General features: G+C 62.6%; 23 protein-coding genes. 15 read left to right on the top strand and 8 right to left on the bottom strand.

All coding sequences use genetic code 11. From position 1 onward, the window contains the following. The first annotated feature begins 138 nt into the window (after nucleotides 1-138). Both FKL89_RS18725 and pbpG read left to right on the top strand, forming a co-directional pair. Nucleotides 139-1,101 (top strand): Bug family tripartite tricarboxylate transporter substrate binding protein, encoded by a 963-nt coding sequence (locus FKL89_RS18725; RefSeq protein WP_156864794.1) that lies wholly within the window; start codon nucleotides 139-141, stop codon nucleotides 1,099-1,101. Between the two features lie 92 nt (nucleotides 1,102-1,193). Next, a complete protein-coding gene (gene pbpG, locus FKL89_RS18730) occupies nucleotides 1,194-2,180 on the top strand; it encodes a D-alanyl-D-alanine endopeptidase (RefSeq protein WP_238363432.1) in 987 nt (328 codons plus the stop codon). Nucleotides 2,181-2,387: 207 nt separating this feature from the next. On the opposite strand, the gene recN is transcribed toward pbpG, so the two are convergent. Beyond that, the gene (gene recN, locus FKL89_RS18735; RefSeq protein WP_162527590.1) at nucleotides 2,388-4,052 is read right to left on the bottom strand and encodes a DNA repair protein RecN; all 1,665 of its coding nucleotides are present in this window, start codon (nucleotides 4,050-4,052) and stop codon (nucleotides 2,388-2,390) included. 5 nt (nucleotides 4,053-4,057) lie between these two features. Next, on the bottom strand, nucleotides 4,058-4,978 hold the full coding sequence (locus tag FKL89_RS18740) for an NAD(+)/NADH kinase (RefSeq protein ID WP_156864238.1): 921 nt from the start codon (nucleotides 4,976-4,978) through the stop codon (nucleotides 4,058-4,060). A 67-nt stretch (nucleotides 4,979-5,045) separates the two neighbouring features. Between FKL89_RS18740 and hrcA the strand changes: the two genes are divergently transcribed. Then, nucleotides 5,046-6,077 carry a heat-inducible transcriptional repressor HrcA gene (hrcA, locus tag FKL89_RS18745; protein ID WP_181955208.1) on the top strand — a complete coding sequence of 344 codons (1,032 nt, stop codon included), beginning with the start codon at nucleotides 5,046-5,048 and terminating at the stop codon, nucleotides 6,075-6,077. Between the two features lie 43 nt (nucleotides 6,078-6,120). Here the strand turns inward: hrcA and FKL89_RS20485 are convergent, their stop codons facing one another. Both FKL89_RS20485 and FKL89_RS18755 read right to left on the bottom strand, forming a co-directional pair. Next, a complete protein-coding gene (locus FKL89_RS20485; protein ID WP_272953706.1) occupies nucleotides 6,121-6,249 on the bottom strand; it encodes a hypothetical protein in 129 nt (42 codons plus the stop codon). Continuing rightward, nucleotides 6,246-6,470 carry a hypothetical protein gene (locus FKL89_RS18755; RefSeq protein ID WP_156864240.1) on the bottom strand — a complete coding sequence of 75 codons (225 nt, stop codon included), beginning with the start codon at nucleotides 6,468-6,470 and terminating at the stop codon, nucleotides 6,246-6,248. The genes FKL89_RS20485 and FKL89_RS18755 overlap by 4 nt, the downstream gene beginning before the upstream one ends. Nucleotides 6,471-6,590: 120 nt before the next feature. On the opposite strand from FKL89_RS18755, the gene hemH reads away from it, so the two are divergent. Both hemH and FKL89_RS18765 read left to right on the top strand, forming a co-directional pair. Next, on the top strand, nucleotides 6,591-7,691 hold the full coding sequence (gene hemH / locus FKL89_RS18760) for a ferrochelatase (RefSeq protein WP_156864241.1): 1,101 nt from the start codon (nucleotides 6,591-6,593) through the stop codon (nucleotides 7,689-7,691). Next, nucleotides 7,691-8,617 (top strand): patatin-like phospholipase family protein, encoded by a 927-nt coding sequence (locus tag FKL89_RS18765; RefSeq protein ID WP_156864242.1) that lies wholly within the window; start codon nucleotides 7,691-7,693, stop codon nucleotides 8,615-8,617. The genes hemH and FKL89_RS18765 overlap by 1 nt, the downstream gene beginning before the upstream one ends. Nucleotides 8,618-8,621: 4 nt before the next feature. Here the strand turns inward: FKL89_RS18765 and FKL89_RS18770 are convergent, their stop codons facing one another. Continuing rightward, nucleotides 8,622-9,638 carry an alpha/beta hydrolase family protein gene (locus FKL89_RS18770; RefSeq protein ID WP_162527591.1) on the bottom strand — a complete coding sequence of 339 codons (1,017 nt, stop codon included), beginning with the start codon at nucleotides 9,636-9,638 and terminating at the stop codon, nucleotides 8,622-8,624. 70 nt (nucleotides 9,639-9,708) lie between these two features. On the opposite strand from FKL89_RS18770, the gene FKL89_RS18775 reads away from it, so the two are divergent. Further along, a complete protein-coding gene (locus FKL89_RS18775) occupies nucleotides 9,709-11,079 on the top strand; it encodes an amidase (protein WP_156864244.1) in 1,371 nt (456 codons plus the stop codon). A gap of 103 nt (nucleotides 11,080-11,182) precedes the next feature. Here FKL89_RS18775 and FKL89_RS18780 read toward each other — a convergent pair whose 3' ends face one another. Continuing rightward, entirely contained in the window at nucleotides 11,183-13,093 is a 1,911-nt protein-coding gene (locus FKL89_RS18780) for a S9 family peptidase (protein ID WP_156864245.1), read from the bottom strand. Between the two features lie 399 nt (nucleotides 13,094-13,492). Between FKL89_RS18780 and grpE the strand changes: the two genes are divergently transcribed. From grpE to FKL89_RS18810, 6 genes are all read left to right on the top strand, one after another. Beyond that, the gene (grpE, locus tag FKL89_RS18785) at nucleotides 13,493-14,083 is read left to right on the top strand and encodes a nucleotide exchange factor GrpE (RefSeq protein WP_156864246.1); all 591 of its coding nucleotides are present in this window, start codon (nucleotides 13,493-13,495) and stop codon (nucleotides 14,081-14,083) included. A 78-nt stretch (nucleotides 14,084-14,161) separates the two neighbouring features. Continuing rightward, nucleotides 14,162-14,530 (top strand): four helix bundle protein, encoded by a 369-nt coding sequence (locus tag FKL89_RS18790; protein ID WP_238363433.1) that lies wholly within the window; start codon nucleotides 14,162-14,164, stop codon nucleotides 14,528-14,530. A 170-nt stretch (nucleotides 14,531-14,700) separates the two neighbouring features. Further along, nucleotides 14,701-16,671, top strand: a complete 1,971-nt coding sequence (gene dnaK, locus FKL89_RS18795) for a molecular chaperone DnaK (protein ID WP_156864248.1) — start codon at nucleotides 14,701-14,703, stop codon at nucleotides 16,669-16,671. A 54-nt stretch (nucleotides 16,672-16,725) separates the two neighbouring features. Next, complete coding sequence (locus tag FKL89_RS18800) at nucleotides 16,726-17,169, top strand: FxLYD domain-containing protein (RefSeq protein WP_156864249.1); 444 nt, start codon at nucleotides 16,726-16,728, stop codon at nucleotides 17,167-17,169. A 146-nt stretch (nucleotides 17,170-17,315) separates the two neighbouring features. Then, nucleotides 17,316-17,834: an REP-associated tyrosine transposase gene (locus FKL89_RS18805; RefSeq protein WP_156864250.1), complete on the top strand. Its 519-nt coding sequence runs from the start codon at nucleotides 17,316-17,318 to the stop codon at nucleotides 17,832-17,834. Between the two features lie 178 nt (nucleotides 17,835-18,012). Next, nucleotides 18,013-18,417, top strand: a complete 405-nt coding sequence (locus tag FKL89_RS18810) for a nuclear transport factor 2 family protein (RefSeq protein WP_156864251.1) — start codon at nucleotides 18,013-18,015, stop codon at nucleotides 18,415-18,417. Between the two features lie 33 nt (nucleotides 18,418-18,450). Here FKL89_RS18810 and FKL89_RS18815 read toward each other — a convergent pair whose 3' ends face one another. Then, nucleotides 18,451-19,602, bottom strand: coding sequence for an ABC transporter substrate-binding protein (locus tag FKL89_RS18815; protein ID WP_156864252.1), 1,152 nt, complete (start codon nucleotides 19,600-19,602; stop codon nucleotides 18,451-18,453). Nucleotides 19,603-19,905: 303 nt separating this feature from the next. Between FKL89_RS18815 and FKL89_RS18820 the strand changes: the two genes are divergently transcribed. Continuing rightward, nucleotides 19,906-20,571 (top strand): energy-coupling factor ABC transporter permease, encoded by a 666-nt coding sequence (locus tag FKL89_RS18820; RefSeq protein WP_156864253.1) that lies wholly within the window; start codon nucleotides 19,906-19,908, stop codon nucleotides 20,569-20,571. A 126-nt stretch (nucleotides 20,572-20,697) separates the two neighbouring features. Further along, nucleotides 20,698-20,946 (top strand): HP1242/YdcH family protein, encoded by a 249-nt coding sequence (locus FKL89_RS18825; RefSeq protein ID WP_156864254.1) that lies wholly within the window; start codon nucleotides 20,698-20,700, stop codon nucleotides 20,944-20,946. Nucleotides 20,947-21,072: 126 nt separating this feature from the next. On the opposite strand, the gene FKL89_RS18830 is transcribed toward FKL89_RS18825, so the two are convergent. After that, nucleotides 21,073-25,770, bottom strand: coding sequence for a M36 family metallopeptidase (locus FKL89_RS18830; protein WP_156864255.1), 4,698 nt, complete (start codon nucleotides 25,768-25,770; stop codon nucleotides 21,073-21,075). A 188-nt stretch (nucleotides 25,771-25,958) separates the two neighbouring features. On the opposite strand from FKL89_RS18830, the gene FKL89_RS18835 reads away from it, so the two are divergent. Continuing rightward, the gene (locus FKL89_RS18835) at nucleotides 25,959-26,759 is read left to right on the top strand and encodes an SDR family oxidoreductase (protein WP_156864256.1); all 801 of its coding nucleotides are present in this window, start codon (nucleotides 25,959-25,961) and stop codon (nucleotides 26,757-26,759) included. Nucleotides 26,760-26,901: the final 142 nt, after the last annotated feature.

Raw genomic sequence — 26,901 nt, forward strand, 5'->3', positions numbered from 1 at the left:
ACTGCACGGACGAGCAACATGCCCGTTCCGTATCATGTACGACCGATGCCATCTCCACCTGACCAACCGGCCATGAACAGACTGCTTTCTTCCGCCACCCGCCCGCTGCCACAGCGGCCACGTCGCCGCTTTGTTGCCATGCTAGCGATACCGCTTGCGCTGGCCACCGTTGTACAACCGATCAACGCGCAGCCGGTTGCAGCCTGGCCGGCAAAGCCGATCCGTCTGGTGGTGCCCTTTCCCGCCGGCGGCTCAGTGGACGCCACCTCGCGCGGCTTGGCGCAAAAGCTCGCCGAGCAGCTCGGGCAACCGGTGGTCGTCGATAACCGGCCCGGCGCTGGCGGCAATATCGGCATGGACGCGATTGCCAAAGCGGCGCCGGACGGCTACACGATCGGCATGGGCGCGCTGTCCACCCACGCGGTGAATCCGGCGCTGTACCCGAAGATGCCCTACGACGCAGTGAAGGACTTCGCGCCGGTGTCGCTGGTGGTGGTCACGCCCAACGTGCTGGTGACCAATCCGCAGGCGCTGCCGGCGGCCGACGTGGCGGGCATCATCGCCACCGCCAAGGCCAGCGGCAAGGTCAACTGTGCCAGTGGCAGCAACGGCAGTGCCGGGCATCTCGCCTGCGAATTGTTCAAGCTGGCGACCGGCGCACCGGTGACGCACGTGCCGTACAAGGGCGGTGGCCCGGCGATGACGGACCTGCTGGGCGGCCAGGTGCAGATGATGTTCGACAACATGGCCTCTGCGCTGCCGCAGATCAAGGCTGGCAAGCTGAAAGCGTTCGCCGTGACCACGCCGAAGCGTAGCGCCTTGGCGCCCGACCTGCCGACGATGGCCGAGGCTGGCGTGAAGGACTTCGACGTGTTCACCTGGTGGGGTGTGTTCGCGCCCGCCGGTACGTCGCCGGAAGTCGTCAAACGGCTGTCAGTCGAGATCGGCAAGGCGCTCTCAGCACCGGACCTGCGCGAGAAGTGGCTGGCCAGCGGCGCCGAACCGGCAGCCAGCACGCCGGAGGAGTTTCGGACCTTCATCGGCAAGGAACTGCCGAAATACGCCCGCATCGTGAAGGAAAGCGGCGCCCGGGTCGACTGATCCCTGGGTCGGAGAGCCGCACCGGCGCTGGGATACAGGCAAGTCCGCAAGGCGTGGCGCCGGCGCAACGCTGACGGCGCAGATTTTGCAGAGTGGTATTTCATTGCTTACGGCGTGGCCAATACCCCGTAAAATTGATGTGCCCTATGAAAAATATGACCGGTCGCCTTGTTTTTGTTCGCTTTTTTGCCATTGCTGCGCTGTCAGCAGTGTCTGCGCTGACGTCCGCCGTCCACGCGCAGGGGCCGAATCTGCTGTCACAGGCTGCGCTGATCGTTGACGCCCGCACCGGCGACCCGATCTTTGCCAAGAACGCCAACAACGTCACCCCGATCGCCAGCATCACCAAGCTGATGACCGCGATGGTGGTACTCGACGCGCAGCAAAACCTCGATCAAACGCTGACAGTTGACCTCGACGACCTCGATTTCCTGAAGGCCAGTCGCTCACGGCTGTCGATCGGCAGTGAGCTCACCCGCCGCGAAATGTTGCGGCTGGCGCTGATGTCTTCCGAGAACCGCGCAGCCAGCTCGCTGGGCCGTTTTTATCCGGGCGGCCTCAGCGCGGCGGTCGCGGCCATGAATGCCAAGGCGAAGGCGCTGGGCATGAACAACACCCGCTATGTCGATACCACCGGCCTGTCGCCGGAAAACGTATCGACCGCGCGTGATCTGGCGGTGATGGTGCAGGCCGCGCAGCGTTATCCGCTGATCCGCGAATTCAGCACCCAGCCTGAGGAATACGTGCAGATTCCGGCGACCGGCAAGACCCTGCACTTCAACAATTCGAATGCGCTGGTGAAATCCGGCGGTTGGGACATCTCACTGCAAAAGACTGGCTTCATCCGTGAGGCTGGCCGCTGCGTGGTGATGCTGGCGCAGATCGCGCAGCGCCCGGTGGTGCTGGTGCTGCTCGATTCGGTCGGCAAGTTCTCGCGCATCGGCGATGCCCAGCGCGTAAAGACCTGGATGGAAACCGGCGAAGTGCTCGCGATTCCAAAGCCGCAAGCGGCCCGCAAGGGGGCCAAAGCCGGCAAGAACAAGGCCGGCAAAGCGGTCAGCAAGAAGAAGCGGCGCTAGTCTTCGTTTTGCGATCTTTCCAAAACCGCTGGAGCCTACCGATTACCTTCCACGCGACCGCAGCGAACAACAAGTAGAACGGCACGACTAAGCTGACGGCTCGCAGTGGCACCGCTTCCAACGCATGGGCCAATCGTTCGAGACCAAGCAACAAGAGTGTTCCGACACTACCCGTCGCGAGAATCGTCAAAGCAAGCTGCTTCGCTTTCACGTGCGGACACGTTGCGAAGTGTCTAACAGTTCCTTCGCCATTTTCTCGGTGGCGGTACCGACCTCATGGCCAGCCAGCATGCGTGCGATCTCAGCTTGACGGGCCTTGCGGTCGAGGATCGTAATGCGCGTGGTCGGGCTGTCGCTGTTGTCGCGCAGCACCGTGCAGTGGTGATCGGCGTGCGCGGCCACCTGTGGCATGTGGGTCACGCATAGCACCTGCCGCGCAGTCGCCAGCGTCTGCAGCTTGCGACCGACCTGCGCCGCCACCCGGCCGCCGACCCCGACGTCGACTTCATCAAACACCAGCGTCGGCATCGCCGCAGCGTCGCCGCAGATGACGAGAATCGCCAACGACAATCGGGCCAGCTCGCCACCAGACGCCACTTTCGCGAGCGGGGCAAAGGGCAGGCTGGTGTGCGAGCGGAAGGCGAACTCGACGCCCTCTGCGCCGGTCGATTCAACGGCGGGCAGCGGTATCAGGTTGATGGCGAAAGCGGCGTTGGCGAGCGCCAGATCCGGCAATTCGGCGGTCGCTGCATCTGCCAGGCGACGCGCAGCAGCGGCGCGCTTCTGCGTGAGCGTCGCCGCCGCGGCAGTCAAAGCGCCGTCTGCGGCCAGCGCGGCGCGTTCGAGTGCGGCGATATCCTGCGCCGCGGCCAGCTGCTCAAACTTCGACTCGATCGCCTGCCAGTGCGCCTGCAGCTCATCGGGGCGTACCCGCAGCTTGCGCGCAAGATTGAACAGCGCTGACAACCGTGTCTCGATCTCCTGCAAGCGATCGGGGTCAAGGTTCAGCTTTCCGGCGTAATGTCGTAGCGACTGCGCCGCTTCATCAAGCTGCACACTGGCCGACTCGACCAATTGCCGGGCCTCGCCGAGCGTCGGGTCGATGCGTTCGGCACCAGCGAGGGCGACCGCCAGCGACGCCAGCGTCTCCGCCACGCCATCGTCGTCGGCAATCGCGGCGCGGGTGGATTCGACCGTCTGCAGCAATTCCTTGCTGTGGCTCAGGCGTGACTGCTCCTGCGTCAACGCCGCCCATTCCTCGGCGTTTGGCCGGGCCGCACGCAAGTCCTGCAGATCGGTTTCGAGCGCCGCGCGCTCGCGGGCGATGGCATCGGCGGCGCTTTTTGCGTGCGTCAGCGCTTCCCGCGCATCACGGGCGTTGCGCCATGCCGCCTGCACCGCGCGAAACTCGCTACCGGCATCAGCAAAGCGGTCCAGCAGCTCCCGTTGCGTCGTGCTGCGCAGCAGTGCCTGATGTTCATGCTGCGCGTGCAACTCGAGCAGTGTGGCACCCAGTTCACGCAACTCGGTCACCGAGGCGGGCCGGCCGTTGATCTGGGCGCGGCTCTTGCCAGCCGCATCAACGATCCGGCGCAGCACCACGTGATCACTGTCGCTTTCCGCCTGCGCCGCCAGCCATTCGCGTGCAGCGGCATTGGCCGAGAGATCAAACTCTGCGGTGATGTCGGCCTGCTTCTCACCGCTGCGCACCATCGCACTCTCTGCACGGGCGCCGAGCGCCAGGCCGAGCGCATCAAGCACGATTGATTTGCCGGCGCCGGTTTCGCCGGTCAGCGCGGTCATGCCGCTCTCGAATTCAACGTCGAGGCGGTCAATCAGGACAAAGTTGCGGATGGAGAGCTGCTTGAGCACGGCAACTAACGCTTGCGCGGCGACAGACCCTCGGGCGTTTCTGTCCAGCCCAGTTTGTGACGCAGCGTGTGGTAATAGTCGTATTCCAGCGGGTGCCAGAGCCGCACGTTGGTTGTGGCACGGCGCAACAGCACTGAATCACCTTCGGCGAGCGGCATGCTGTGGTGACCATCGATACTGGCCACCGCCTCGCGGGCGCGCGCCACCGTGATGCGGATCACCGAATCGTCGGCGACCACAATCGGGCGCATGGTCAGCGCGTGCGGCGCGATCGGTGCCAGGGTGAAGGCGTTGACTGTGGGCGCCAGAATCGGGCCACCCGCGGAAAGCGCGTAGGCGGTGGAGCCGGTAGGCGTTGCCACGATCACGCCATCGGCGCGAAAACCGTAGGCGAAACGTTCATTGAGCGAGATCTCCAGGTCCACCAGTGACGCCGTGGTACCACGATTAACCACCACATCGTTCATGGCAAAGTGTTCAACACCGGCGTCGGTGGAAATTTCGGCACTGATCAGCGCCCGCGCCTCCTCGTGATACTCACCGGCGAGCAGTCGCGGCAACAGATCATGCACGGTGCCTTCACTCAGATCGGTCAGGAAGCCCAGGCGGCCATGATTGATGCCGACGATAGGCACGCCATACGGCGCCAGTTGACGCGCCACCGAAATGAGCGTGCCGTCACCGCCGAGCACAATGGCCAAGCCACACTGCGCGCCGATTTCCGTAGCAGTCAACACCGGCAGGCCGGTACCGCCGATTTCGTCGGCACTGCGCCGCTCCACCACCGGGTGATAGCCGCTATCCGCCAGCAGATCGGCAATCGAATCCACCCAGGTGCGCAGCTCGTGATTGGTCTCGCGCGTGCCGTCACGCTGCGACGGCCGTACGGCGATCGCAACAGAGCATGGGGCAAGGGCGGCAGGCATGCGCCGATTTAATCACAGGGTGTTGACGGCACTGGTGACGCGCAGCGCACTGCTTACAATCGGCAATATGCTGGACCCTCGCTCCCGAATCCTGCTGAAAGCGCTCGTCGAGCGCTATATCGCCGACGGCGAGCCCGTAGGCTCGCGCACGCTGTCGAAGCAGAGTGGTCTTGAGCTGTCGCCGGCGACCATCCGCAATGTGATGGCCGATCTCGAAGAGCTCGGTTTCATCGCCAGTCCACACACTTCGGCCGGGCGGGTGCCAACACCGCGCGGCTACCGCTTCTTTGTTGATACGCTGCTGGTGACCCAGCCGCTGCAGCAGATTGAGCTGCGCGACGCGGAAGCACAGATTCAGGGGCAGCAACCGCAGGAGCTGATCAGCGCTGCGGCGCGCATGCTGTCCGACCTGTCGTCGTTCGCCGGCGTGGTGGCCGCACCGCACAAGACACCCGGCTTTCGCCATATCGAGTTCGTCCGCCTCGGCGAGCGGCGGTTGCTCATGGTGCTGGTGGCACCCGATGGCGACGTGCAGAACCGCATCCTCAATACTGATCGCCCTTACTCACCAGCGCAACTGGTCGAGGCGGCGAATTTTTTCAACGAGCACTTCGCCGGCCTGCCGCTGGATCAGGTCCGGGTGCGGCTCACCGATGAGCTGAAGCGCCTGCGCGAAGACATCGTGGTGCTGATGACGACGGCGGTCGAAACCGGCACCGAGGTGGCACAGCAGTCCAGCGACAGCCTGATCGTATCGGGAGAGCGGCGCCTGCTGCACTCGCAGGATCTCGCTGGCAATGTTGGCAGTTTGCGGCAACTGTTCGATCTTTTCGAGCAACGCACCCAACTGCTGCATCTGTTCGACCAGGCCAACAAGGCGGACGGCGTGCAGATTTTCATTGGTGGCGAATCGCAAGTGGTGCCGCTTGACGAGTTCTCGCTGGTGACGGCACCGTATCAGGTCAACGGCCAGGTGATCGGCACCCTCGGTGTGATCGGACCAACGCGCATGGCCTACGATCGGGTGATCCCGATTGTTGACCTCACCGCCAAGCTGCTGTCGTCAGCCATGCAGCGCGAGATGGGCGACGCCGGCTGATACTGCGCCACCGCTCGCCGGCCAATGCAGGCCTGATGCGGCCCTAGAAGTGACAGGTCATCTCTTTGTTGACGCGTGCATTGACCCACTTCATGTCGATCGTGCTAAGGAAGTTGTGCCACGACTTGGGGCCGTAGTAGCGAACGCGGTTATTGGCGTCATTAACGATCACCACCGTCCCCGCCAGCTTGACGCTGCGCACGCAGGCTGTATGTCGGTGTACCAGCGCTCCTGTTGATTGAGCGATGCGTCAAAGAAGCGCGGGTGAATCTTGACGATCACCATATTGGCATCGCGACGACGGGTATGCGCCACAGCGTAGCGGTTCACGGTTTCCGCCATCAATGGCCCGGCAAGTAACGCGCTGGCAAGCGCAACAGACAAGAATTTCAAAGCAACCCCCTCCTGTAAATAATGTTTTCGCGAATCCAGTCGATAACGGCCGATCCCGGTTGAAAATCGTGGAGTCGGGGCGGTCGCGCCGCAGGCGCGGCACTCCTACAATCGCCGGTCATGGCAAACAGTCAATTTACACACGGGCAACCGCCGCGAATCGGCATCCTGCTGGTCAATCTCGGCACACCGGATGCGCCCACGCCGGCCGCGGTACGCCGCTATCTCGCCGAATTCCTGAGTGATCGCCGTGTGGTCGAAATACCGCCCATGCTGTGGAAGCTGATCCTGCACGGCATCATCCTGCGTACCCGTCCGGCAAAGAGCGCGAAGAAATACGCGAGTATCTGGACGCCAGATGGCTCTCCGCTTATGGTGTGGACACAACGGCAGGCACAGTACCTGCGCGGATCGCTGGGCGAACGCCTGAAGGGGCAAGGCTTGCCACCAGATCTGGTGCAAGTTGAGGTGGGCATGCGCTACGGCAATCCGTCGATCGCCAGCGCACTGGCCAAGCTCAAGGCCGCCCGTTGTGATCGCATCCTGCTGCTGCCGATGTATCCGCAATACGCTGCGAGCACCACAGCAACGGCCTGCGACGCCGTGTTCAAGGCGTTGATGCAGGACCGATCGATGCCGGCGCTGCGCACTATTGCAAGCTGGCACGACGATCCTGCCTACATCAAGGCGCTGGCGGCCCGTGTCAATGGCTTCTGGAAGCAGCACGGCCGGCCGGACAAGCTGATCATGAGCTTTCACGGCGTCCCAAAATTTACTTTGACCAAGGGCGATCCATACCACTGCCTTTGCCACAAGACGGCGCGTCTGTTGGCCCGCGAGCTCGGCTTGACCGACGGACAGTGGCAACTCACCTTCCAGTCGCGCTTCGGCCGCGCCGAGTGGTTGCAGCCGTACACCGACGCGACCTTGCAGGCGCTGCCGGCGCAAGGCATCAAGCGGGTCCATGTCGTCTGCCCCGGCTTCCCGTCCGACTGTCTGGAAACGCTGGAAGAAATCGCGATTGAGGGCAAGGAAACTTTCCTGCACGCCGGCGGCCAATCCTACGACTACATCCCGGCGCTCAACGACCATCCGGCTCTGATTCAGATGCTGACCGATCTGGCGATCAACCACATGCAAGGCTGGTGGCAGGCGCCGCCCGATACCACCGAGCTCGTGGCGCAGACGGCTCGCGCGAGGGCGCTGGGAGCCACCGCCTGATGGACCGGCGCGGCGCGCTGCAGCGGATATTGCAGGTGATGCCATCGGTGCTTGGAGCAACGGCGGTATTGCCTGCGACGGCGCTGCTTTCCGGTTGCGCGGAAGTCGGCACTGGCTACGACGAAATTGCCACGCCGGGCACCGGCCCGATCGCGTGGCCGGATGACCGGCCCCGCACCGCGCTGGTGCTGGGTAGCGGTGGTCCGCGTGGCTTTGCACACATTGGCGTACTGAAGGTGCTGGAGGCAGCCGGCATCGAGCCGGCACTGGTGGTGGGCTCAAGCGCGGGCGCCATCGCCGGGTCGCTTTACGCTGCGCGGATAGCCGCCGTCGAGATCGAGCGACGCGCCCTCTCACTCGGCGTCACCGACATCGCCGACCCGGCGTTTCTGCGACCCAATCGCTTCATTGGCCGCGCGCTGCAGAACTTCATCAACGTCGCTGTGGGCGACCGTGTCATCGAACGGCTGCCGCGCCGCTTCTGCGCTGTTGCGGCACCCGTTGGCCGCAAAGAACTGGTGGCGTTCACCCGCGGCAATACTGGCGCTGCCGTGCGTGCCTCGGCAGCTCTGCCATCGATGTTCCTGCCAACCACGATCGGCAATGTCGAGTATGAAGACGGCGACATGGTCTCACCGGTACCAATCCGGATAGCGCGGCAACTTGGCGCCACTCGTGTCGTCGCAGTCGATGTGTCAGCATTCCTCGATGACACACCGGAGCGTGCACCTGAGTCCTGGCGGCAGCGCGACGCCGAGCGCCGCGCCATCATCGACGCGGAAGCCGTCGATGCCGACTATCTGTTCCGGGTGCGGCTGCCTTACTACGCTGGCGCTTCGCGCGAATACCGTGAGAATCTGATCCAGCTCGCCACGGCGCAAACGACCGACGCACTGGGACGCATCGCGTCATTGCTGCGCGGCTGAACGCTCACTTCGCGCTCCATTCGCCGGTGGCACCTATAGCCGCAGCGGCGTCGGTCTGAAGCCATCGCCGCGCTGCAGCATCCTCTTTGAGCCAGGCATCGAGAAATTTGAGTGTGACCAGTCGCGTCTTGTCGTGAATGATTCGGGCAACGGCCGGCGGGGTGGCATCGTTGGCTTGCCCAGTTACCCGATCAAGCCACATCGCGTCGCGCAGATCGCCGCCACCAAACACCGAATGGTCGCCCTCTGCAAAGACGACACGATATTTGTTACCCGCCGGTTGCGCATCAAATACTGCTGCGCGGTTGCTGGCCGTGCTGCCAGTGCCCATCACATCACCGTCAATGCTGCCGGTCACACTCAGGAATGGCTCTGCCATACTGCCGTAGCGTTCCGGCCAGGTGCGCTTGAGGCCTTGCGTGGTCGGGCTAAAGGCGATGAAGGCCGAGATGCGGGGTTCAGCGAGTGAACGGATCGGCCCCGGGAAGCGCTCGCCTGCCAGTGCCATTGTCGTCCGGGCGCCAAAGCTGTGGCCGGTCATGGCGACCCGGGCAAGATTGATCCGTTTGGTCCACGCTGGCGCGTCAGCCTTCGCCTGCTGGCGGGTGATTTCATCGAGCACGAATCGGATGTCGTCAACGCGGCCGAGCATCTGCTCCGCCGTCGCGCCGCGCGCCAGCCGCTGCTTCGGTGTACCGCTGCCTGCGCCCTTCCAGAGCGAATCGTCGCTGCCCGGATGCTGCACATGAATGACCAGATAGCCGTGCTGCGCCCAGTGCTCACCCCAGGCTTTGCCGCCTTCACGCGAGCCGCCCAAGCCGTGCGAGAAGATCACCAGCGGTACCTTGTCGGCCCCGTCGGGGACGCGTACCTTAAGTGGCAGACTGCGACCGCGCGCGGTGTCGTTCCAGTCGAGGTCGATCACTTGCGGCGCCCCGTGCGCGATGACGGCAACCAGCAGCGCGGTGGCGGACAACAGCCGGCGCATCAGTCGATACGGGTAATGGTTCAGCATTTTCATGGGCGCAATGTAGCGGTATCGGTACGGCGACCGCAACGCATAATGCAAGCAAACGTTACCGCGCTCAATCATGACCACTATCGCCAACTTGCAGCAAGCCTTTACCGCTGGCACCGACCAACCGTCCGCTCTCGCCAGCCGGCAGCTCAAACTCGCCCTTGACCCGGCTGGCGAAGGTGTGCGCGTATTTCTGGCACTGAGCGACGAAGCGATCCGTGTCGCAGCCACGCACGCAGACGAGCGCTTTCTGGCCGGCGGCGCTGCCGGGCCACGCGCGCTGGAAGGCATCACGATTTCGATCAAGGATCTGTTCGATGTCGCCGGAGAAGTGACCACCGCCGGCTCCACGGTGTTGCGATCGCGCGCGCCGGCCACCGCCGATGCGCCCGCAGTGGCTCGCCTGCGTGCCGCGGGCGCGGTGCTCTTCGGTCGCACCAACATGGTCGAGTTCGCGTTTTCTGGCGTCGGCATCAATCCGCACTATGGCACCCCGCGCAACCGCTGGCAGCGCGAAGACGCGGGCGGCCACGTGCCAGGTGGTTCTTCCAGCGGCGCGGGCGTCAGTGTCGCCGACGGCATGTGCGTTGCGGCACTCGGCACCGACACCGGCGGCAGCGTGCGCATCCCTGCCGCCTTCAATGGTTTGGTCGGCTTCAAACCCACCGCGTTCCGGGTGCCAGTGAATGGGGCTGTACCGCTGTCGTTCCTGCACGATTCAGTCGGTCCGCTGGCCAATTCAGTCGATTGCTGCGCAAGGATTGACGCAGTGCTGGCCGGTGAGTTCTTCAACCCGATGCCGGAAAAACCTGCGCAGCAGTTACGGCTGCTGTGTCCGTCAGGTACCTTGTGGAATGGTCTTGACGCCGAAGTCAGCGCAGCTTGTCAGCGGGCGATGCAAAAGCTGCGTGACGCTGGCGTCACCATCGTCGAAGCAAGGTGTGACGCGCTGGAGGATCTGTTCGCTGCCGGCAATCTGCCTCCAGACAAGCGAGTAATGGGTCGGCTGGCAGAAACCTTCGACTGGCATGCGGCCAACATCGGCGTGGATGGCGCGGGCTACGATCCGCGCGTCTGGCACCGCATCCAGCTTGGCGCCGACGTCACCCGCGCCGAGGTGTCGCAGGCAATTGCCTGGCTGCGCCTGTGGAAGCATCGCATGCACGAGGCGCTGTCGGGCTTCGACGCGATGATCGCCCCCACGGTTGCCTGCGTACCGCCGCCGATTGCGCCGCTGCTCGCTGACGACGCCTTGTTCTTCGCCCGCAACCAGCTCATCCTGCGCAACACGGCCTGGGTGAACATGATGGACGGCTGTGCGCTGACCCTGCCCTGCCACGCGCACGGTCCCGCGCCGGTGGGCCTGCAATTGATCGGTCGTCACGCAGCAGATCACCAGCTGCTCGCCACCGGACGAACTGTCGAGGCCATCCTGCGCGGATAAAAAAAGCCGCAGCCATCGCGTTCTTTGGCGAACGCCGGCTGCGGCTACAAGCCGGGCGAGCCGCCCGGCGAGGATTGGCAATACGGTTGTGCGGGCCGCGCGCCTACTTCGCGGCTTTCAGATGCTTGCCGAGGAATTTCTCCATCGCTTCGTAGAATTCGAACTGGTTCTCCTGCAGACGGAAGCCGTGGCCTTCGTTGTCCTTGACCATGTATTCGACGGCAACGCCGCGCTTCTTGAGCGCCTCGACCATCTGGTCACTCTCGGCTTTCACCACGCGCGGGTCTTTCGCACCTTGGGCAATGAACAGCGGCGTCTTGATGCGCTCCGCGTTGAGCGCGGGTGACGTGGTGGTGAGTTGCGCCTTGTCCTTCTCGGCGTCGCCCACCATTTCGGTCATCATTTCGAGGAACGGCTTCCAGTAGGGCGGGATCGACTTCATGAAAGTGAACATGTTCGAGACGCCCACATAGTCCACCGCTGCAGCGTACAGATCAGGCGTTTTGGTAACGCCCATCAGCGTGGCGTAGCCACCGTAGCTGGCGCCGTAGATGGCGATGCGCTTCGGGTCGGCAATGCCTTCCTTGATCAGCCAGTTGACGCCGTCGGTGATGTCGTCCTGCATGGCCAGGCCCCATTGCTTGAACGAGGCTTCCCAGAATTTGCGGCCATAGCCCACCGAGCCACGGAAGTTCATCTGCAGCACAGCGTAACCACGATTGGCGAGGAACTGGATTTCACCGTTGTAGCCCCAGCTGTCGCGATACCACGGGCCGCCGTGCGGGTTGACGATCACCGGCAGGTTCTTGGCCGGCACGCCTTTCGGCAGCGTCAGGTAGCCGCGGATGGTGAGGCCGTCGCGTGCCGTGTAGCTGATCGGCTTCACTTCGGCCATATCGGCTTCGGCGAGGGCCGGGTTGATCTCCGCCAGCTTGGTCAGCTTGTCGGCCTTCACGTCGTACACGTAGCGCGTGCCCGGCGTGCGATCGTTGCTGGCGGCCACGATCAGCAGGTTTTCATCCTTGGTCATGCTTTGCACGCCGATCTGGTAACCCGGCCGCTTCGCCTTCAGCGCCTTGTAGACGCGCTCGGATTCCTTGTCGAAGAACACGGGTTCGGCTTTTTCAAAGTTCACCATCGTCTGCGTGATGACCTTGCGCGCACGCGACCAGCCGAGCGAATCAACGTCCACATTCGGGTTTTCGTAGATCAGCTTGCCTTCTTTCGCCGTCTTCGGGTCGAACTCGAACAGCGCCGCCTTGTCGCGGCCACGGTTGGAGGCCACGTACATCAGCTTGCTGTCCGGCGTCCAGCCCACGATATCCACCGCTTCGCGGAAGTTGGTGGTCAGCAGCGGCTTGAACGGCTCCGCTTCGGTCTCACGGTAGAGCAGCGTCTTGTTGACGCCGTCGGTCGCGCCAGCGGCGCGCACCTTGCCGGCGTGGTCGGTATTCCACGCGGTAATGTTGCCGGGGTTCTGGGCAACCAGCGTTTCAGCGCCGGTCTTGATGTTGATGCGGTAGACGTCGAACAGGCGCTTGTCGCGCTTGTTGTGGGTGACGAGGATGTGATCGTCGTCATCCGGAAGCGCGTCGAGGATGCTGGCCTGGGTGCCCTCATGCGGCGTCAGGTCCTGCACCTTGCCGGTGGTGATGTCGGCCATCACCACATGGAAGTTCTCGTCGCCACCGAAATCCTTGGTGTAGAGGACGTGCTGCGGCCCCTTGAAGAAATAGTTCGAGATGTCACGCGCCGTCTCGGCGGTGATGCGCTTGACGCCTTCCTTGCTGCCCGCCTTGTCGATCGGCTGCACAAAGATGTTCATGCGCGACTCATACGGCTGCATGAAACCAAGCATCTTGCCATCGGGCGAGAGGCGGAAATAGCCCTGCTCGGGGTTCTTGAAAAAGTCACGCAGGGGGTACTGCCTGGCGGGCTGTGCCTGGGCAGATACCGCCGTTGCCGCGATCAGGCTGGCGCTGGTAAGCGTCGTAAGCCAGTGGCGAAAGTTCATGAATGCTCCTGGTAAGGAAAGAATGTCGCGAGCGACGGGAAAACAGGGCGCGATTCTGCGTTGCGCGACCGCCGTTGGCTAGCCCACCGCGACCAAGACGGAAATTTCTGGCGCGAGTCGCGGAAACGGGCGGCGACGCGCGGGCTGCGGTATCGGTAGCCAGCAGCATTCTGTCACTCACGTCGGCTATCAACTTTTCTGGCAAATGGCGTCGGCAATGGGCTAAGTAGGCAGAATTGCATAATGTCGACTTTATGCGAAATCGGCCCTCATGCCCTTTGCAAATGGGCTTTGTGCAAAAAGTTGATGTTTTGCGATACCCGCACTTGAAATAGGGAAACCGCCCCCTAACTGCTGCTTGTTAATCGACCAACAGTCATTCGAAGTTACGACCACATCATGGCTACGCCAGACGAACAACAATCCACCGCCCCGGAACAATCCGCCGACGCCTCGGTGGCGCAGGAAGCGCCCGCCTGGGCGTCTCCCGAAGAAAAGCTCGCCGCCGCCGAGAACGAAATCGCTGCCCTCAAAGAGCAGCTCAAAGACCAGCAATTGCGCAATCTTGCCGAGATGGAGAACCTGCGCAAGCGCAACGCGCAGGAAATCGCCAATGCCCGCGACTTTGCGGCCAAGGATTTCGCCTTCTCGCTGCTGGCGGTGAAGGACACGCTGGAAATGGTGCTGAAAGACCAGCAAAGCACCACCGAACAGATCAAGATGGGCGTGGACATGACGCTCAAGAACCTCGTCAGCGCCTTCGAACGCGCCAAGGTGAAAGAGGTCAAGGCCGAAAAAGCCAAGTTTGACCCGAACGTACATCAGGCGATGACCCAGATCGAATCGACCACCGAAGCACCGGGCACTGTGCTGCAGGTCTTCCAGAAGGGTTACACGATCGCCGATCGCGTGCTGCGGCCGGCGATGGTGGCTGTTGCGACGGCGCCCGCACCCAAGGACGACGGCGCTGCGCCTGCGGCGCAGGCCTAGGACGACGATGCTCGCTTCGCTTGCATCTAGGACGACGCGGCTCGCGTTGCTCGCTGCTAGGACGCGAGGGGTTGCCGCGTGAACTCTGCTGATGCGCCGCGTCGCTCCCATCGGGACTTTCCGGTCTGGAAGGCGGCGATGGATTTGGCCGAATCCGTTTATGACTTGAGTGCCGGCTTCCCGGCGGACGAGCGTTTTGGTCTGACGTCACAGATTCGCCGTGCCGCCGTGTCCGTGCCGTCCAACATCGCCGAGGGCGCAGGCCGTTCGAGCACTGGCGAGTTGGCGCATTTTCTGGGCATCGCGTTGGGATCGCTCGCCGAACTGGAAACACAAATTGACCTGTCAATCCGGCTGAACATGACCGGTGACGCTACTGAAATCAACAATCAGATCGAAAACGTACGCAAACAACTGATCCTGTTTAGAAGATCGCTCACAACCTAGCCTTGCGTCCTAGCGACGAGCAACGCGAGTCGCGTCGTCCTAGCCGCAAGCGAAGCGACGCGGCGGCGTCTTAGGGGCGAAGCCCCGTCGTCCTCGGTAACGCCACTTGAACGTCAACGAACCGCAACAAACTTTACATAACAACAACACTCTCCACGGAGAAACACATCATGGGCAAGATCATTGGTATCGACCTCGGCACCACCAACTCGTGCGTTGCCGTCATTGAAGGCGGGCAGCCGAAAGTCATCGAGAACAGCGAGGGCGCGCGCACCACGCCGTCCATCGTCGCCTACATGGAAGACGGCGAGATCACCGTCGGCGCGCCGGCCAAACGGCAAGCCGTGACCAATCCCAAGGCCACGATCTACGCGGTAAAGCGCCTGATTGGTCGTCGCTTTGAAGAAAAGGAAGTGCAGAAGGACATCGGCCTGATGCCCTACGCCATCGTCAAAAACGACAACGGCGACGCCTGGGTCGAAGTTCGCGGCAAGAAGATCTCGCCGCCGGCCGTTTCTGCCGAGACGCTGCGCAAAATGAAGAAGACCGCTGAGGACTACCTCGGCCATGAAGTGACCGAGGCCGTGATCACGGTGCCGGCCTACTTCAATGACTCGCAGCGTCAAGCGACCAAGGACGCCGGCCGCATCGCAGGCCTCGAGGTCAAGCGCATCATCAACGAGCCGACGGCAGCCGCACTCGCATTCGGTATCGACAAGGTCAAGAAAGACGGCAAGTTCGCCGTGTATGACCTTGGCGGCGGCACCTTCGACGTGTCGATCATCGAGATCGCCGACGTGGATGGCGAAAAGCAGTTTGAAGTGCTCGCCACCAACGGCGACACCTTCCTGGGCGGCGAAGACTTCGATCAACGCCTGGTTGATTACCTCTGCGACGAGTTCAAGAAGCAGAGCGGCATCGACCTGACCAAGGACCCGATCGCGCTGCAACGCATCAAGGCCGCAGCAGAACGCACCAAGATCGAACTGTCGTCGAGCCAGCAATCGGAGATCAACGAGCCCTACATCGCTATGGACGCGACTGGCCCGAAGCATCTCACGATGAAGGTGACGCGCGCCAAGCTTGAATCGCTGGTGGAAGACCTGATCAACAAGACGATCGAGCCGTGCCGTATCGCGCTCAAGGATGCGGGCGTCAGCGTCGACAAGATCGACGACGTGATCCTGGTCGGCGGCCAGACGCGCATGCCGAAGGTAATCGAAGCGGTGAAGGCGTTCTTCGGCAAGGAGCCGCGCAAGGACGTGAACCCGGACGAAGCCGTGGCCGTGGGCGCCGCCATTCAGGGCAGCGTGCTGGCCGGTGACCGCACCGACGTGCTGCTGCTCGACGTGACCCCGCTGTCGCTCGGCATCGAGACGCTGGGCGGCGTGATGACCAAGCTGATCCAGAAGAACACCACGATCCCGACCAAGGCATCGCAGGTCTTCTCGACCGCCGACGACAATCAGGGCGCGGTGACGATTCACGTTCTGCAGGGCGAGCGCGAAGTGTCCTCGGGCAACAAGAGCCTGGGCCAGTTCAACCTCGAAGGCATTCCGCCGGCACCGCGCGGCATGCCGCAGATTGAAGTGCAGTTCGACATCGACGCCAACGGCATCCTGCATGTGTCCGCCAAGGACAAGGGCACCGGCAAGGAAAACAAGATCACCATCAAGGCCAACAGCGGCCTGAGCGAAGAAGAAATTCAACGCATGGTCAACGACGCCAAGGCCAACGAGGCCGAGGACAAGAAGCGTCTGGAGCTCGTGCAGTCGCGCAACAACCTCGACACGCTCGCCCACAGCGTGAAGAAATCGCTCGGCGAGTACGGCGACAAGATCGAAGCCGACGAAAAGTCGAAGATCGAAGCGGCACTCAAGGAAGCGGAGGAACTGCTCAAGGATCAGAACGCAACGAAAGAAGCGCTCGACGCCAAACTCGAATCGCTGTCCACCGTCTCGCAGAAACTCGGCGAGAAGATGTACGCAGCGGCGCAGGCTGAACAGGCAGCGGCGGGTGCAGCGGCTGGCGGCGGCGCGGAAGCGGCAGGTGCTTCAGGCGGCGGAGGCGGCAAGCCCGGCGACGATGCGAAGGTCGTCGATGCGGACTTCACTGAAGTCAAGGACGACAAGAAGAAATAACCAAGATCGGGCTCCTGCGGGAGCCCGAGTTTTTTGGCAGCATTGGAGGGCTTCTTGAAACAGCTGATCGTTAATGCATTTGTGTCGCTCGTATCCGGTATTTTTCTGGTCGTTGGCGTCGCCGGCACAGCTTGGGTCGTTGAGAAAGCGTTTCGTGAAGAGTCAAAAAGACCGCATCGCCCGATGAGTTTTTCCAAACCACTCCCTGACGGAGCCGTTGTAGAGACTTCCGTGGTCCCTAACGTGCCTAACTTCGCCGTTCGCGGTTCGGTACGAAACACAGACACGAAAGACTGGGACGTCACCGAGATACGAGTGGATCTCTTGTCGAAGGGGGTCGTTGTAAACAAGTGCTCGGACGTGGTCGACTATCGAACGGTCAAACCGGGTCAGACTGTCAACTTTCTCGTGGTGTGCCGTGACATCGCCTCTCCAGCCTCCGGTGAACCGTTCGAGCACAGAGTGATTGCGCTGCAATTTCACAGGGATCCCGAGTAGCGCGTTAGCAAGTAGCCCGGAGAAGCGAAGCGCGTCCGGGTTCCCGTGATCTCCGCCGAAGGCACTTCACCACCACGGTTCGATGAACAAATGCCTTGACGCGCTTCGCTTCTCAAGGCTACCGCATCACGGGATAGGATTGCGGCATGGTCATGTATCGGCGCAATTACGTTCCTGGCGGTACATTCTTCTTCACGGTGACGTTGGCGGATCGGCGTTCTGCGGTGCTGGTGGATCGCGTTGACCTTTTGCGTGCCGCTTACCGGTCCGTGGTCGCCGAACGGGAGATTGAAACCGTTGCCATTTGTGTCATGCCAGACCATCTGCATGCAATCTGGACGATGCCCGCTGGCGATGCCGACTATTCATTGGCATGGGCATTGATCAAGGCACGATTCTCGCGATCTCTCGCACTGAGTGACCGGCATCTCGCCGCGAACAATCACGGTGAATTGCCCGTCTGGCAACGTCGCTTCTGGGAACACACGATCCGCGATGAACGTGATCTTGAAAATCACGTCAATTACATCCACTACAACCCGGTGAAACATGGACACGCCGCACGACCGGCCGACTGGCCGCATTCGTCGTTTCACCGTTTCGTGCGCGACGGTCTGCTCACGATTGATTGGGCGTCGTCCGTGGACCTGGGAATACCGGAGTAGCCCGGAGAAGCGAAGCGCGTCCGGGTTCCCGTGACTTCCGCCGAAGGCAATTCGCGCCTCCGGATCACACCCCGTAGTTCCCAATCCGGCCCTCCACAAAACCAATCACCGCCCCGCCGCGTATGGCCGAGTCTGCACATTTGTGCAATTCATCCATCACACTCAGGGAGGCATTTTCATGGCTACAGACAAGACCCCGGTTCAACTGATTCAGGAGCTCTATGCTGCGTTCGGGCGCGGCGATGTGCCCTGCATCCTTGACGCGTGCAGCGACGACGTGGAGTGGACGCAGGTCGGACCGCAAGGCATGGACTACGCCGGCACGTTCAAGGGCAAGGAGGGCGTGGGGCGCTGGTTCGGCATGATCGCCGCCAACGACGTGATCCGCGAGTTCGAGCCGCGCGAATTTTTCGGCGGCGATGATCACTGCACGGTGATTGGCTGGGAACGCACCGCTGACGCGAAGACCGGCAAGGAATTCACGTCAGACTGGCTGCACAACTTCCAGGTGAAGAATGGCAAAGTCACGCGCTGGATCGGCGCATTCGACAGCGACGCCCGCGCACGGGTGGCACAGGCCTGACCGCCAGCGTTGCCGGCTTGCGCTGCGCCCTCGTCAGTAGACGAAGCCGCCGCCCTTGCCGACCACCTGCAGTTCGATGCGGCTCGGGCTTGCGCCCTGCCGCTGCCTGTTCGGGCCGTAGGCGATGGTGTAGTTGCCGATGTCCAGCTCGCCGAAGCTCTCCAGCGCGGCGACCACCGCTTCGCGATTGACATTGCGGCCCGCGCGCTTGAGTGCCTCAACCGTGATCTTGCCCACCACGAAGGCGGAGAAGTGGCCGGGCTGCTGATCCGCCTTGCCCGCTTCTTTCATCACTTTCATGAATTCAGCGGCCAGCAGGTTGGTCGAGTCATTCGGACGCGGCAATACGCGTGGCACCGCGAGTCCACGGCTCTTGTCACCGATGCCCTTGATCACCGCCGGAATGCCGTTGATCGAGAGCGACGCTACGGCGCCGGTGTAGCCTGATTCCTTCAGTGTCCTGATGAATTTGGTCGCCGGCCCCGGTGGCAGAAACACCATCACCACACTCGGCCGCGCCTTGTTGACAGCAGCGACAGCGGCGCCGAGGTCGGGCGCGGCGCGGTCGACCGGGATGGTGGCGATCACGTTGGCGCGCTCCCTCGCTGCGCCGACCTGCAGGCCGGCCAGCGCATCCTTGCCGAAGGCGTCATCCTGGAACACCGCCGCATAGGTTTCCCAGCCGATCTTGGCGCCAATGGCCACCATGCGGTTCACCTCATCGCTGTAGCTTGGCCACACCGGAAATACATAGCGGCGAGCGGGCTCGCGGAAGGCGACGGCACCGGTGGTAGTGCCGACCAGCGCTGCCTTGTTCGCCTCCGAGACGGCGGCAATGGCCAGGCCATTCGCCGTACCCAATCCTCCAATCATCATCAATACCTGATCGGATTCAAGCGCAGTTTTAGCTGCCACGGCAGCCTTGTCGGGCGCGTAGGCGTCGTCGTAGTCCTTGACCACGATCTTGCGCCCGTTGATGCCACCGGCCTTGTTGATGCGCTCGAACAGCACATCCATGCCTTCGGCGTAGATTTTTGATTCACCGGCGAGCACGCCAGTGCGCGGCAACACGCGGCCAAGCACCAGTGCGTCTGCGGTTACACCGGGCGACTGCGCGGCAGCAACTGCCAGCAACCCAACCCCCGACAGCGCGCCGAATGCGCACCGAAGCGTACGTGACAACATGACTTCTCTCCTCGCTTTTTCCGATACATCCTGGCCCCTGAAACCGCCAGCGGTCGAGCACGATTGATCGTTGTTCTGGTTATCTGCGGCTCGCGCCGATTTCAACGCAAATCACGTGAGATGTACATACCTTTTTTTCTAAAACGGAAGTTTCTGTCGCATGAAAATGCCACCGCAGCGCAGCAAAGCGCATGCGTAATGCTGTCGGCATGAATTGCTGTGCAACTATGCCAACAGCACACCGCGTGCGCGTCACCTGACCGACATCAACGCCCGTGCGACACCGCCGCATAAACTGCGACGATGGATTTGAGCGCGCTGGACCTGCCTGACACTTGGGCCGTACTCGCATGGCCACTGGCGCTGGTGCTGCTGCTGTTGCATGCGCGACGCGTGGAATGGACACAGCTGACCGAACGATTCCCGACCCACGTGTGGCACGGCGGCATCGCTACCGCTGTCGTGCTGTGGAGCATGCAGGCAACGGTGTCCGGCAACTTTACCTTCCATCTGCTGGGAATGGCCGGCCTGACGTTGACGCTCGGTGTGCCGCTGGCAATGATCAGCGCCGCGCTGGTGGTGGCCGTGCATATCGGCATTCATGGCGGCCAGTGGGCCAATCTGGCGGTGGTGTGGCTGACCCTGTGCGCAAGCGCGATTCTGACGACTGGTGCCGTGTTGCGGGCTGCGGAGCGCTGGTTGCCGCCGAACTTTTTTATCTACATCTTCGTAGTGGCGTTCCTTGGCACTGCCCTGTCGCTTGTTTGTGCCGGCCTGCTTGCACTGCTCGCGTTCGCCGCAGTGAGCGACGTCCCTGTCGGCAAGGCACTCGGGCAGTACGGCCCGTACCTGATCCAGCTTGGCTTTGGCGAGGCCATGCTGACCGGGATGATCGTGACGCTTGGCGTGGTCTATCGGCCGCAGTGGGTGTCGACGTTTGACGACGCCCGATATCTGAAACCGCGCTGAGTGCGTGCCCCCCGCTTGCGGCACGTCAATATCACGGCAACGACGACTGCTACGATTGGGTTGCGGTTTACTCCACCGCTCGCGCTGGCAATGGCAAGCGCGATCACTTACTGAGGTATGTTTTTCATGCGTTCCGACTTGCTACCGCACGCACTCAACCGCGAATTTCCCGAGCTTGCTGATGCCATCGCGAAGCTCAAAGCCACCGATCACCACTTCGCCAACCTGCTCGGCCAGCACGACGCCGTGGATACCGAGATCACCAAGAGCGAAACCGGGGTTACCCCGATCAGCGATGACGCGCTGGAAACGCTCAAGAAACAGCGGCTGCATCTGAAAGACCAACTGTACGCGATCGCGAGCCGGGGGTCATAGGCGCAGCTGAGTCCGACCGGCACCGCCTGGCTGCAACGCCAGCGTCGGGGCCGAAAATAAAAAACGGGGCAATGCCCCGTTTTTTATTTGGCCGGCACCGCGTGGGCGCCGGCAATCAGCGACTCACTAACCGCGACGCTGACGCACCACCGTGCCGACACCGAACAGGCCCAGCGCCAGTGCAATCAGCAGCAGCATCGAGTCGTTCACCGTCGGTACCATCGGTAGCGCTTCCGCGAGGAACACGGTAGCGTTCGCGCTGCCAGCCACTCGCGGGTCGTCGCTCAAACCGGTGGTCTCATTGGTGCCATTGAGGTCGGCGTCATAAGCAAACGTCGCCTGATTGGAGACCGCGAGGTTGGCCGCCGTCGGCAGGATCCACGCCTGGATGGTGATGGTCACCGAGCCACCTGCCGCGATCGCACCGTTCCAGGTGACCGTGTTGGTCGCCACCGTTGCCGTTGCGATCCCAGCCGTCGCAGTCGCACTTTGCAAGCCCAGCGTTGAAGGCAGGACATCGGTCATTTCATTGCCCGGGTTGTCCGTGGTAGCCGCGTTGCCGGTATTGGTCAGCGTGATGGTGTAGGTCAAGGTCGAGCCCGGCTTGTAGGGGCCGCTGCTGACAGTCTTGGTCGCCGCCACCACGGCACCACGAACGGTGAACGTCGTCGGATTCGCCGCCCCAGCAACAGACGGGTCGTCGGTCTGAACCGTCGACTCATTGCTGCCGTTCAGATCGGCGTCGAAAGACACGGTCCCCTGATTGGAGATGACCGCGCCCACGGCGCCGGTGACAGTCGCCGTGATGGTGACGGTGACCGAGCCGCCAGCGGCGATGCCGCCGTTCCAGGTCACGGTATTGGTGACAACGGTTGCCACTGCCGTGCCGCTCGATGCGGTGGCGCTGACCAGCGTCAGGCCGGCGGGCAGCACATCGGTGAACTCATTGCCCGGGTTATCCGCCGTTGCACCGCTGCCGGTATTGCTGATCGTCACCGTATAGGTCACAGTCGAGCCCGGCGCGAAGGTTCCGGCGACCGTCTTGGTCGCTGTCACTGCGGCGTTTTGCACAACAAACTGGGTCGGATTGGCCGCACCCGCCACACCCGGATCATCGGTCTGAAGCGTCGACTCGTTGCTGCCATTGACGTCAGCATCAAACGACACCGTACCCTGATTGCTGACCGTGGTGCCCTGGGCACCGGCATTCACCGTGGCGGTGATGGTGATCGTCACGCTGCCACCCAGCGGTGCCAGCGAGCCGTTCCAGTTCGCCGTGTTGCCAGCAGTAGTAGCCGTTCCACTGGTCGCACTGGCGCTGACCAGAGTCAGGCTCGACGGCAAGGTGTCGGTGAATTCGTTGCCCGCGTTGTCAGCCTGAACGCCGTTGCCGCTGTTGGTCAGCGTGACCGTGTAGGTAACGGTGCCACCAACACGGAAGGTGCCGCTGACCGTTTTGGTCGCCGCCATGACAACCGACGGTATGACTGCAGCTGTCACGAAGCGAACCGGCGTCACCAGCATTGACCACCCGGCCATGGTGCCGGTGTCACCGGCAGCCCCGTCAGATACAAGTGTCGTCCAGGTGCCCTTGGTGCTGCGCCCATTGAAGCGCGACAGGCTGCCAATCGAATCCGGCGGAACACCCAGGCCCGGCACGGTCCACGGCGCGTTGTACACCGGTAGCCACGTTTTCGTGAACGGTGCAGCAGCTGCGGTTGCCTGCACCATGTCGTTGGCAGCTGTCGCCGCGACGCTGTCATCGATCACCATATTCACGATGTTGTCGCCGTTGCCCCGATCGGCAGCCAATGCGCCGATCAAACCGATCAGATCAGTTCCGGTGCCGTCCGGCGAACGCAGCATCACGGTCACGTCGCCCGTCCAGGTATGCGTGATCTGGTCAACCCGGAAGTCCAGATCAGCGATTTCGTAGTCATCAGTAACCGTCAGCGTATTGGTCACGCCACGCGGACGGTTGTCGGGAATGGCCAGTGCCGGCGCAATCGTGGACTGGTAGGTGACGACGGGCAGCGTTCCCGACCGGGTACCGACGCGCATACGGAAAGTCGTCGTCGTGGTGCCGAGGCTGGACGTTGTGGTCAGCGTGAAGTCGAGCGGTGCACCCGCTGCAACCGACGGCAACACCGAAATGACAAACGGTGTGGTGTTTGCGGCAGAGCCCTGAGCCGCGATATTCGGGTAGGCCGATGTCGCGGCATGAATGGTGACACCTGGTGTCGCGGTCGTCAGGGTCGAGGTGATCGCGCTGGCTGCCTGCGAGGCCCTGCGCCACGGATTGAACAGCGTGACCGACAGGCGCACCGCTTCGCCCGGATCGACAACGCCATTGACAGCGTTGCCCGGCGCGCTGTCATTCACGACAACATCAACGGTCTCGTCGTTGACCGAGAGGTAGGGCATCGCGAAAGACTCGGCAACGGCCGTGTGCGATGACGCCGGGTATCCAAACGCCTTGTTGTACGGCGTGCGCGCACCCCAGCCCAAGCCGCGCTTGGAAAATGCCAGCCAGATCGACCGTTCATTGGCGCACGCGTTGGTCGCGCAGTCAGCGTCGATCAGTGCATCGCGGGCGTCAGTAAACGATGGATCAATCGGCGTCGCCTTCAGTCCATCAGTCACCAGTTGCAGTGCCGTGCGATTGCCCGTGGGTACGTCGCCGTTGGCTCCCGCCGGGTCGGCGATGATATTGGCGCGCATCTGCCACAGGGTATTGGCCCAGATTTCACCGATGTTGTGCACCTCCATCGCGCCATTGAGCTCGAAGCCCAGTGGCGACGCTGCGATGCCACCGCTCTGGTTGTAGGTGACATCGTCGACATCACCCCAGGTCAGCGGATTGACCGAGATGTCGGTCGAGTAGGGGAAGCGGCGGATGCCATAAAGATAGTTGTCGAGCAGGCCGCCGAGTTTGTAGGTGGCGTAGGCGCCCGATGCGTACTTGCCATTTGGATCATCGGTGCTGGTGTTGTTGAGCAGCGAGAGTGCATAGAAATCGCTCCAGCCCTCACCCATGCCACCGGCCGGATCCCAGTTAAGGCCGGCCGCATTGCCCACGAGGCGGTTGGACAGGCCGTGCGTCAGTTCGTGCAGAACGATTTCGGCATCGAGACTGCCGTCACGATCGATGGTCGGCCCGGTAAAGCGATACATCTGCATGCGCCCTGATTGACCATCCGGCGGCGTCGCGAAGTTGGCGTTGTTGGTGCCGCCGCCATCCTGAGCGTCGGCCAGCACACGGTCTCCACCGACGCCGTTTCCGGAGAAATTGGTCTGCTGGAAGTTGGCGGATGCTTCGTCGAAGCCCAGACGGAAAGTCTGATCGTGGTACCAGTTGGTCAGGTAGAACAGGTGGGTGACGACACCGCGGCGATACTGGTCGATGGCCAGCGTGCCGTTGTTGCCGCTGCCGGTAGCCGTCTGTCCAGCCTCCGGATTGCCGCCCTGCGGCGGCGGCAGGAAGTTGGTCTGAAAGTCCCGCGGCGCAGTACCAAGGAAATCGCGATTGCGGCCATTGGCGTCGGGATTACCGGTGGGGCGCCCGTTGCCGTCAAGAACGCTGGCCGCGTCGGTATCGCAAACGTTCACGTCGGCGCCGCCAGTTCGGTCCAGGCATGCCAGCACGTTATTGCCCAGCGTCTGGGTCTGGTTCGCCGTACAGCCGCCGGCCGGGCAGTCGTCGATCCAGCCATTGGGGCTCGCGAGCAGATCCTGCACGGCAGACATGTTGACGATGGTCGGCGCGATGCCGGTGGCCTGCAAGCCGGAGCCAGGCGTGGCAGTGGTCGGCGACAGCGGCGCCGGACTGTCAGCCGGCGTCTTGCCATCGGCCTGCACGTACACGCGGAAACGCGCCTCATGCGTCGATGCGTAGGCACGAATATTCTTGCGCCAGAGCACATCACCCGTTTGCGCATCAACAATCGAGTACCAGTCCTCCTTGCCCGAGGTAAATGCCACCAGCGACCACGCCGGCACCAGCACGCCAGGAGCCAGCGGGAAGTAAACCTCACGCGCGCTGACCGGGCCGGCCACGAAGCTGTCGCTGGCGGTCAACTCAACGCGATCATTCACCGTGGCGCCAGCAACGAAGCCGGCATCGGGAATGCTCTTGCCAAGACTGGCGAACAGGCGCGATGCCGCCGCCGGTGCGCTCAGTTTGCCAACTGGGTCAGCCGGCGTGATGGCGCGAGCCTGCGGCACGATCAGGCCAACATATTTGCTGAGGCGGCCATCACGATCCACCAGGAAGCGCGATTCGCTCTGGAATACGGGCCGGCCATTGACGCGCTGCTCGACACGCAACATGCGCATGCCGCTGTAGCCGCCCGCACTGTCGCCCAGCACGTGCAGATCATCAACGTCTGCGGACGACAAGCCAAGCATGGCGCCAGCCGGGCCACGCAGATAGTCACGGACGACATTCTCCGTGGCTTTGCCGGCGACTGCGGTGGTCAGCGCCCCCGCGGTATTGACGATTGACGAAGGCGCTCCGGTAACGCCGGACACCTTGATCGACAGGCCCGGCGTACTGCGTCGCTGGTCAGCGATCGCCGCAGCGATGCTGGTCGCGCTACCGCGCGCCGCCTGCAGTGCCGCCGCCGCGCCAGGGCGGGCAGCGATTGAGCGCTGCCACGCATCCTTGGCGTTGACCCGTGCATCCAGCATGCGCATGGGCGCGCCAGATCCCTTGGCACCGGCATCTGGCTCTGGCGCCATCACCGCATGGGCCGCGCCGCCCATCCATAGCGCGGCGACTGAAATGCCAGCCACCACCGCGCCGCGCGCGAACTTTTCAAACATCCTGATTACCCCCGGCAAAAAGAAAAATCGCGTCAGGCGAAACGCCGTGCAACGCGACCATGGATGTTTTATATATCAACTTCCCGCCGCTTTTGACGTTGTTCACAAAATATTCAGCTTGACCGCGTAGGCGGCGCCAGTGCAGCGTTGAACCGTCGAAGTCGCTCCGTCAACCACCAGAGACAGGCATGTCATTCACCAACCAGACCATCGTGATTACCGGCGCCTCTGACGGCATTGGCGCCGAGCTGGCACGCCAATTGGCACGCGAAAAACCAAAGTTGGTGCTTGCTGCGCGCCGACGTGAAGCGCTACAGGCAGTGGCCAGTCAATGTGAGGCACTCGGCGCGACCACGCTGATCGTGCCGACGGACGTATCGATCGAGGCCGACTGCCGGGCGCTGATCGCGGCGGCCGTCGCAAAGTTCGGGCGCATCGACGCGCTGGTAAACAACGCTGGCGTCTCCATGCACGCCAACTTCGACGAGATCAGCGACACCGCTGTCTACGAGAACCTGATGCGCATCAACCTGATGGGCAGTGTGTGGCCAACGCATGCTGCGCTGCCGCATCTGAAGGCGAGCAAAGGGCTGATCGTCGCGGTGGCCAGTCTGGCCGGGCTGGTGGGCGTGCCGGGCCGCACCACCTATTGCGCCACCAAGTTCGCGCAGACCGGCTTTTTCGAGGCGCTGCGAACCGAGCTGCAGCCGCAGGGCGTGGATGTCACCATCGTCTACCCGGGTGTGGTCGCGACCGAAATCCGGCGCAACGGCTGGAATGCCGCCGGTGAGCGGGCCGGCAGTTCCGGTCTGAGTGAGGACAAGGCGATGAGCGTGGAGGAATGCGCCGGCCTGATCGTGGCGGCGATGCGTTCACGCAAGCGCGACGAGGTGATGAGCTTCAAGGGCAAGCTCGGGCGCTGGTTGAAGCTGATCGCGCCAGCGCGGGTGGACGCGATGGCGCGGGCGGCGCTCAACAAGAAGCAGTAGGCTTCATCAGCTTTTCGCTCAAACCCTCATTTGTAATGGGCTTACGCGGTCAAAACGCGGAAACCCGACTTTTGACACTTTCTGGCGCTAATCCCTTATTGAATAAGGCTTTCGATAAAAAGAGGGTCAGGCGCGCGGATGC

This window comes from Casimicrobium huifangae, from assembly GCF_009746125.1.
GTDB lineage: Bacteria > Pseudomonadota > Gammaproteobacteria > Burkholderiales > Casimicrobiaceae > Casimicrobium > Casimicrobium huifangae.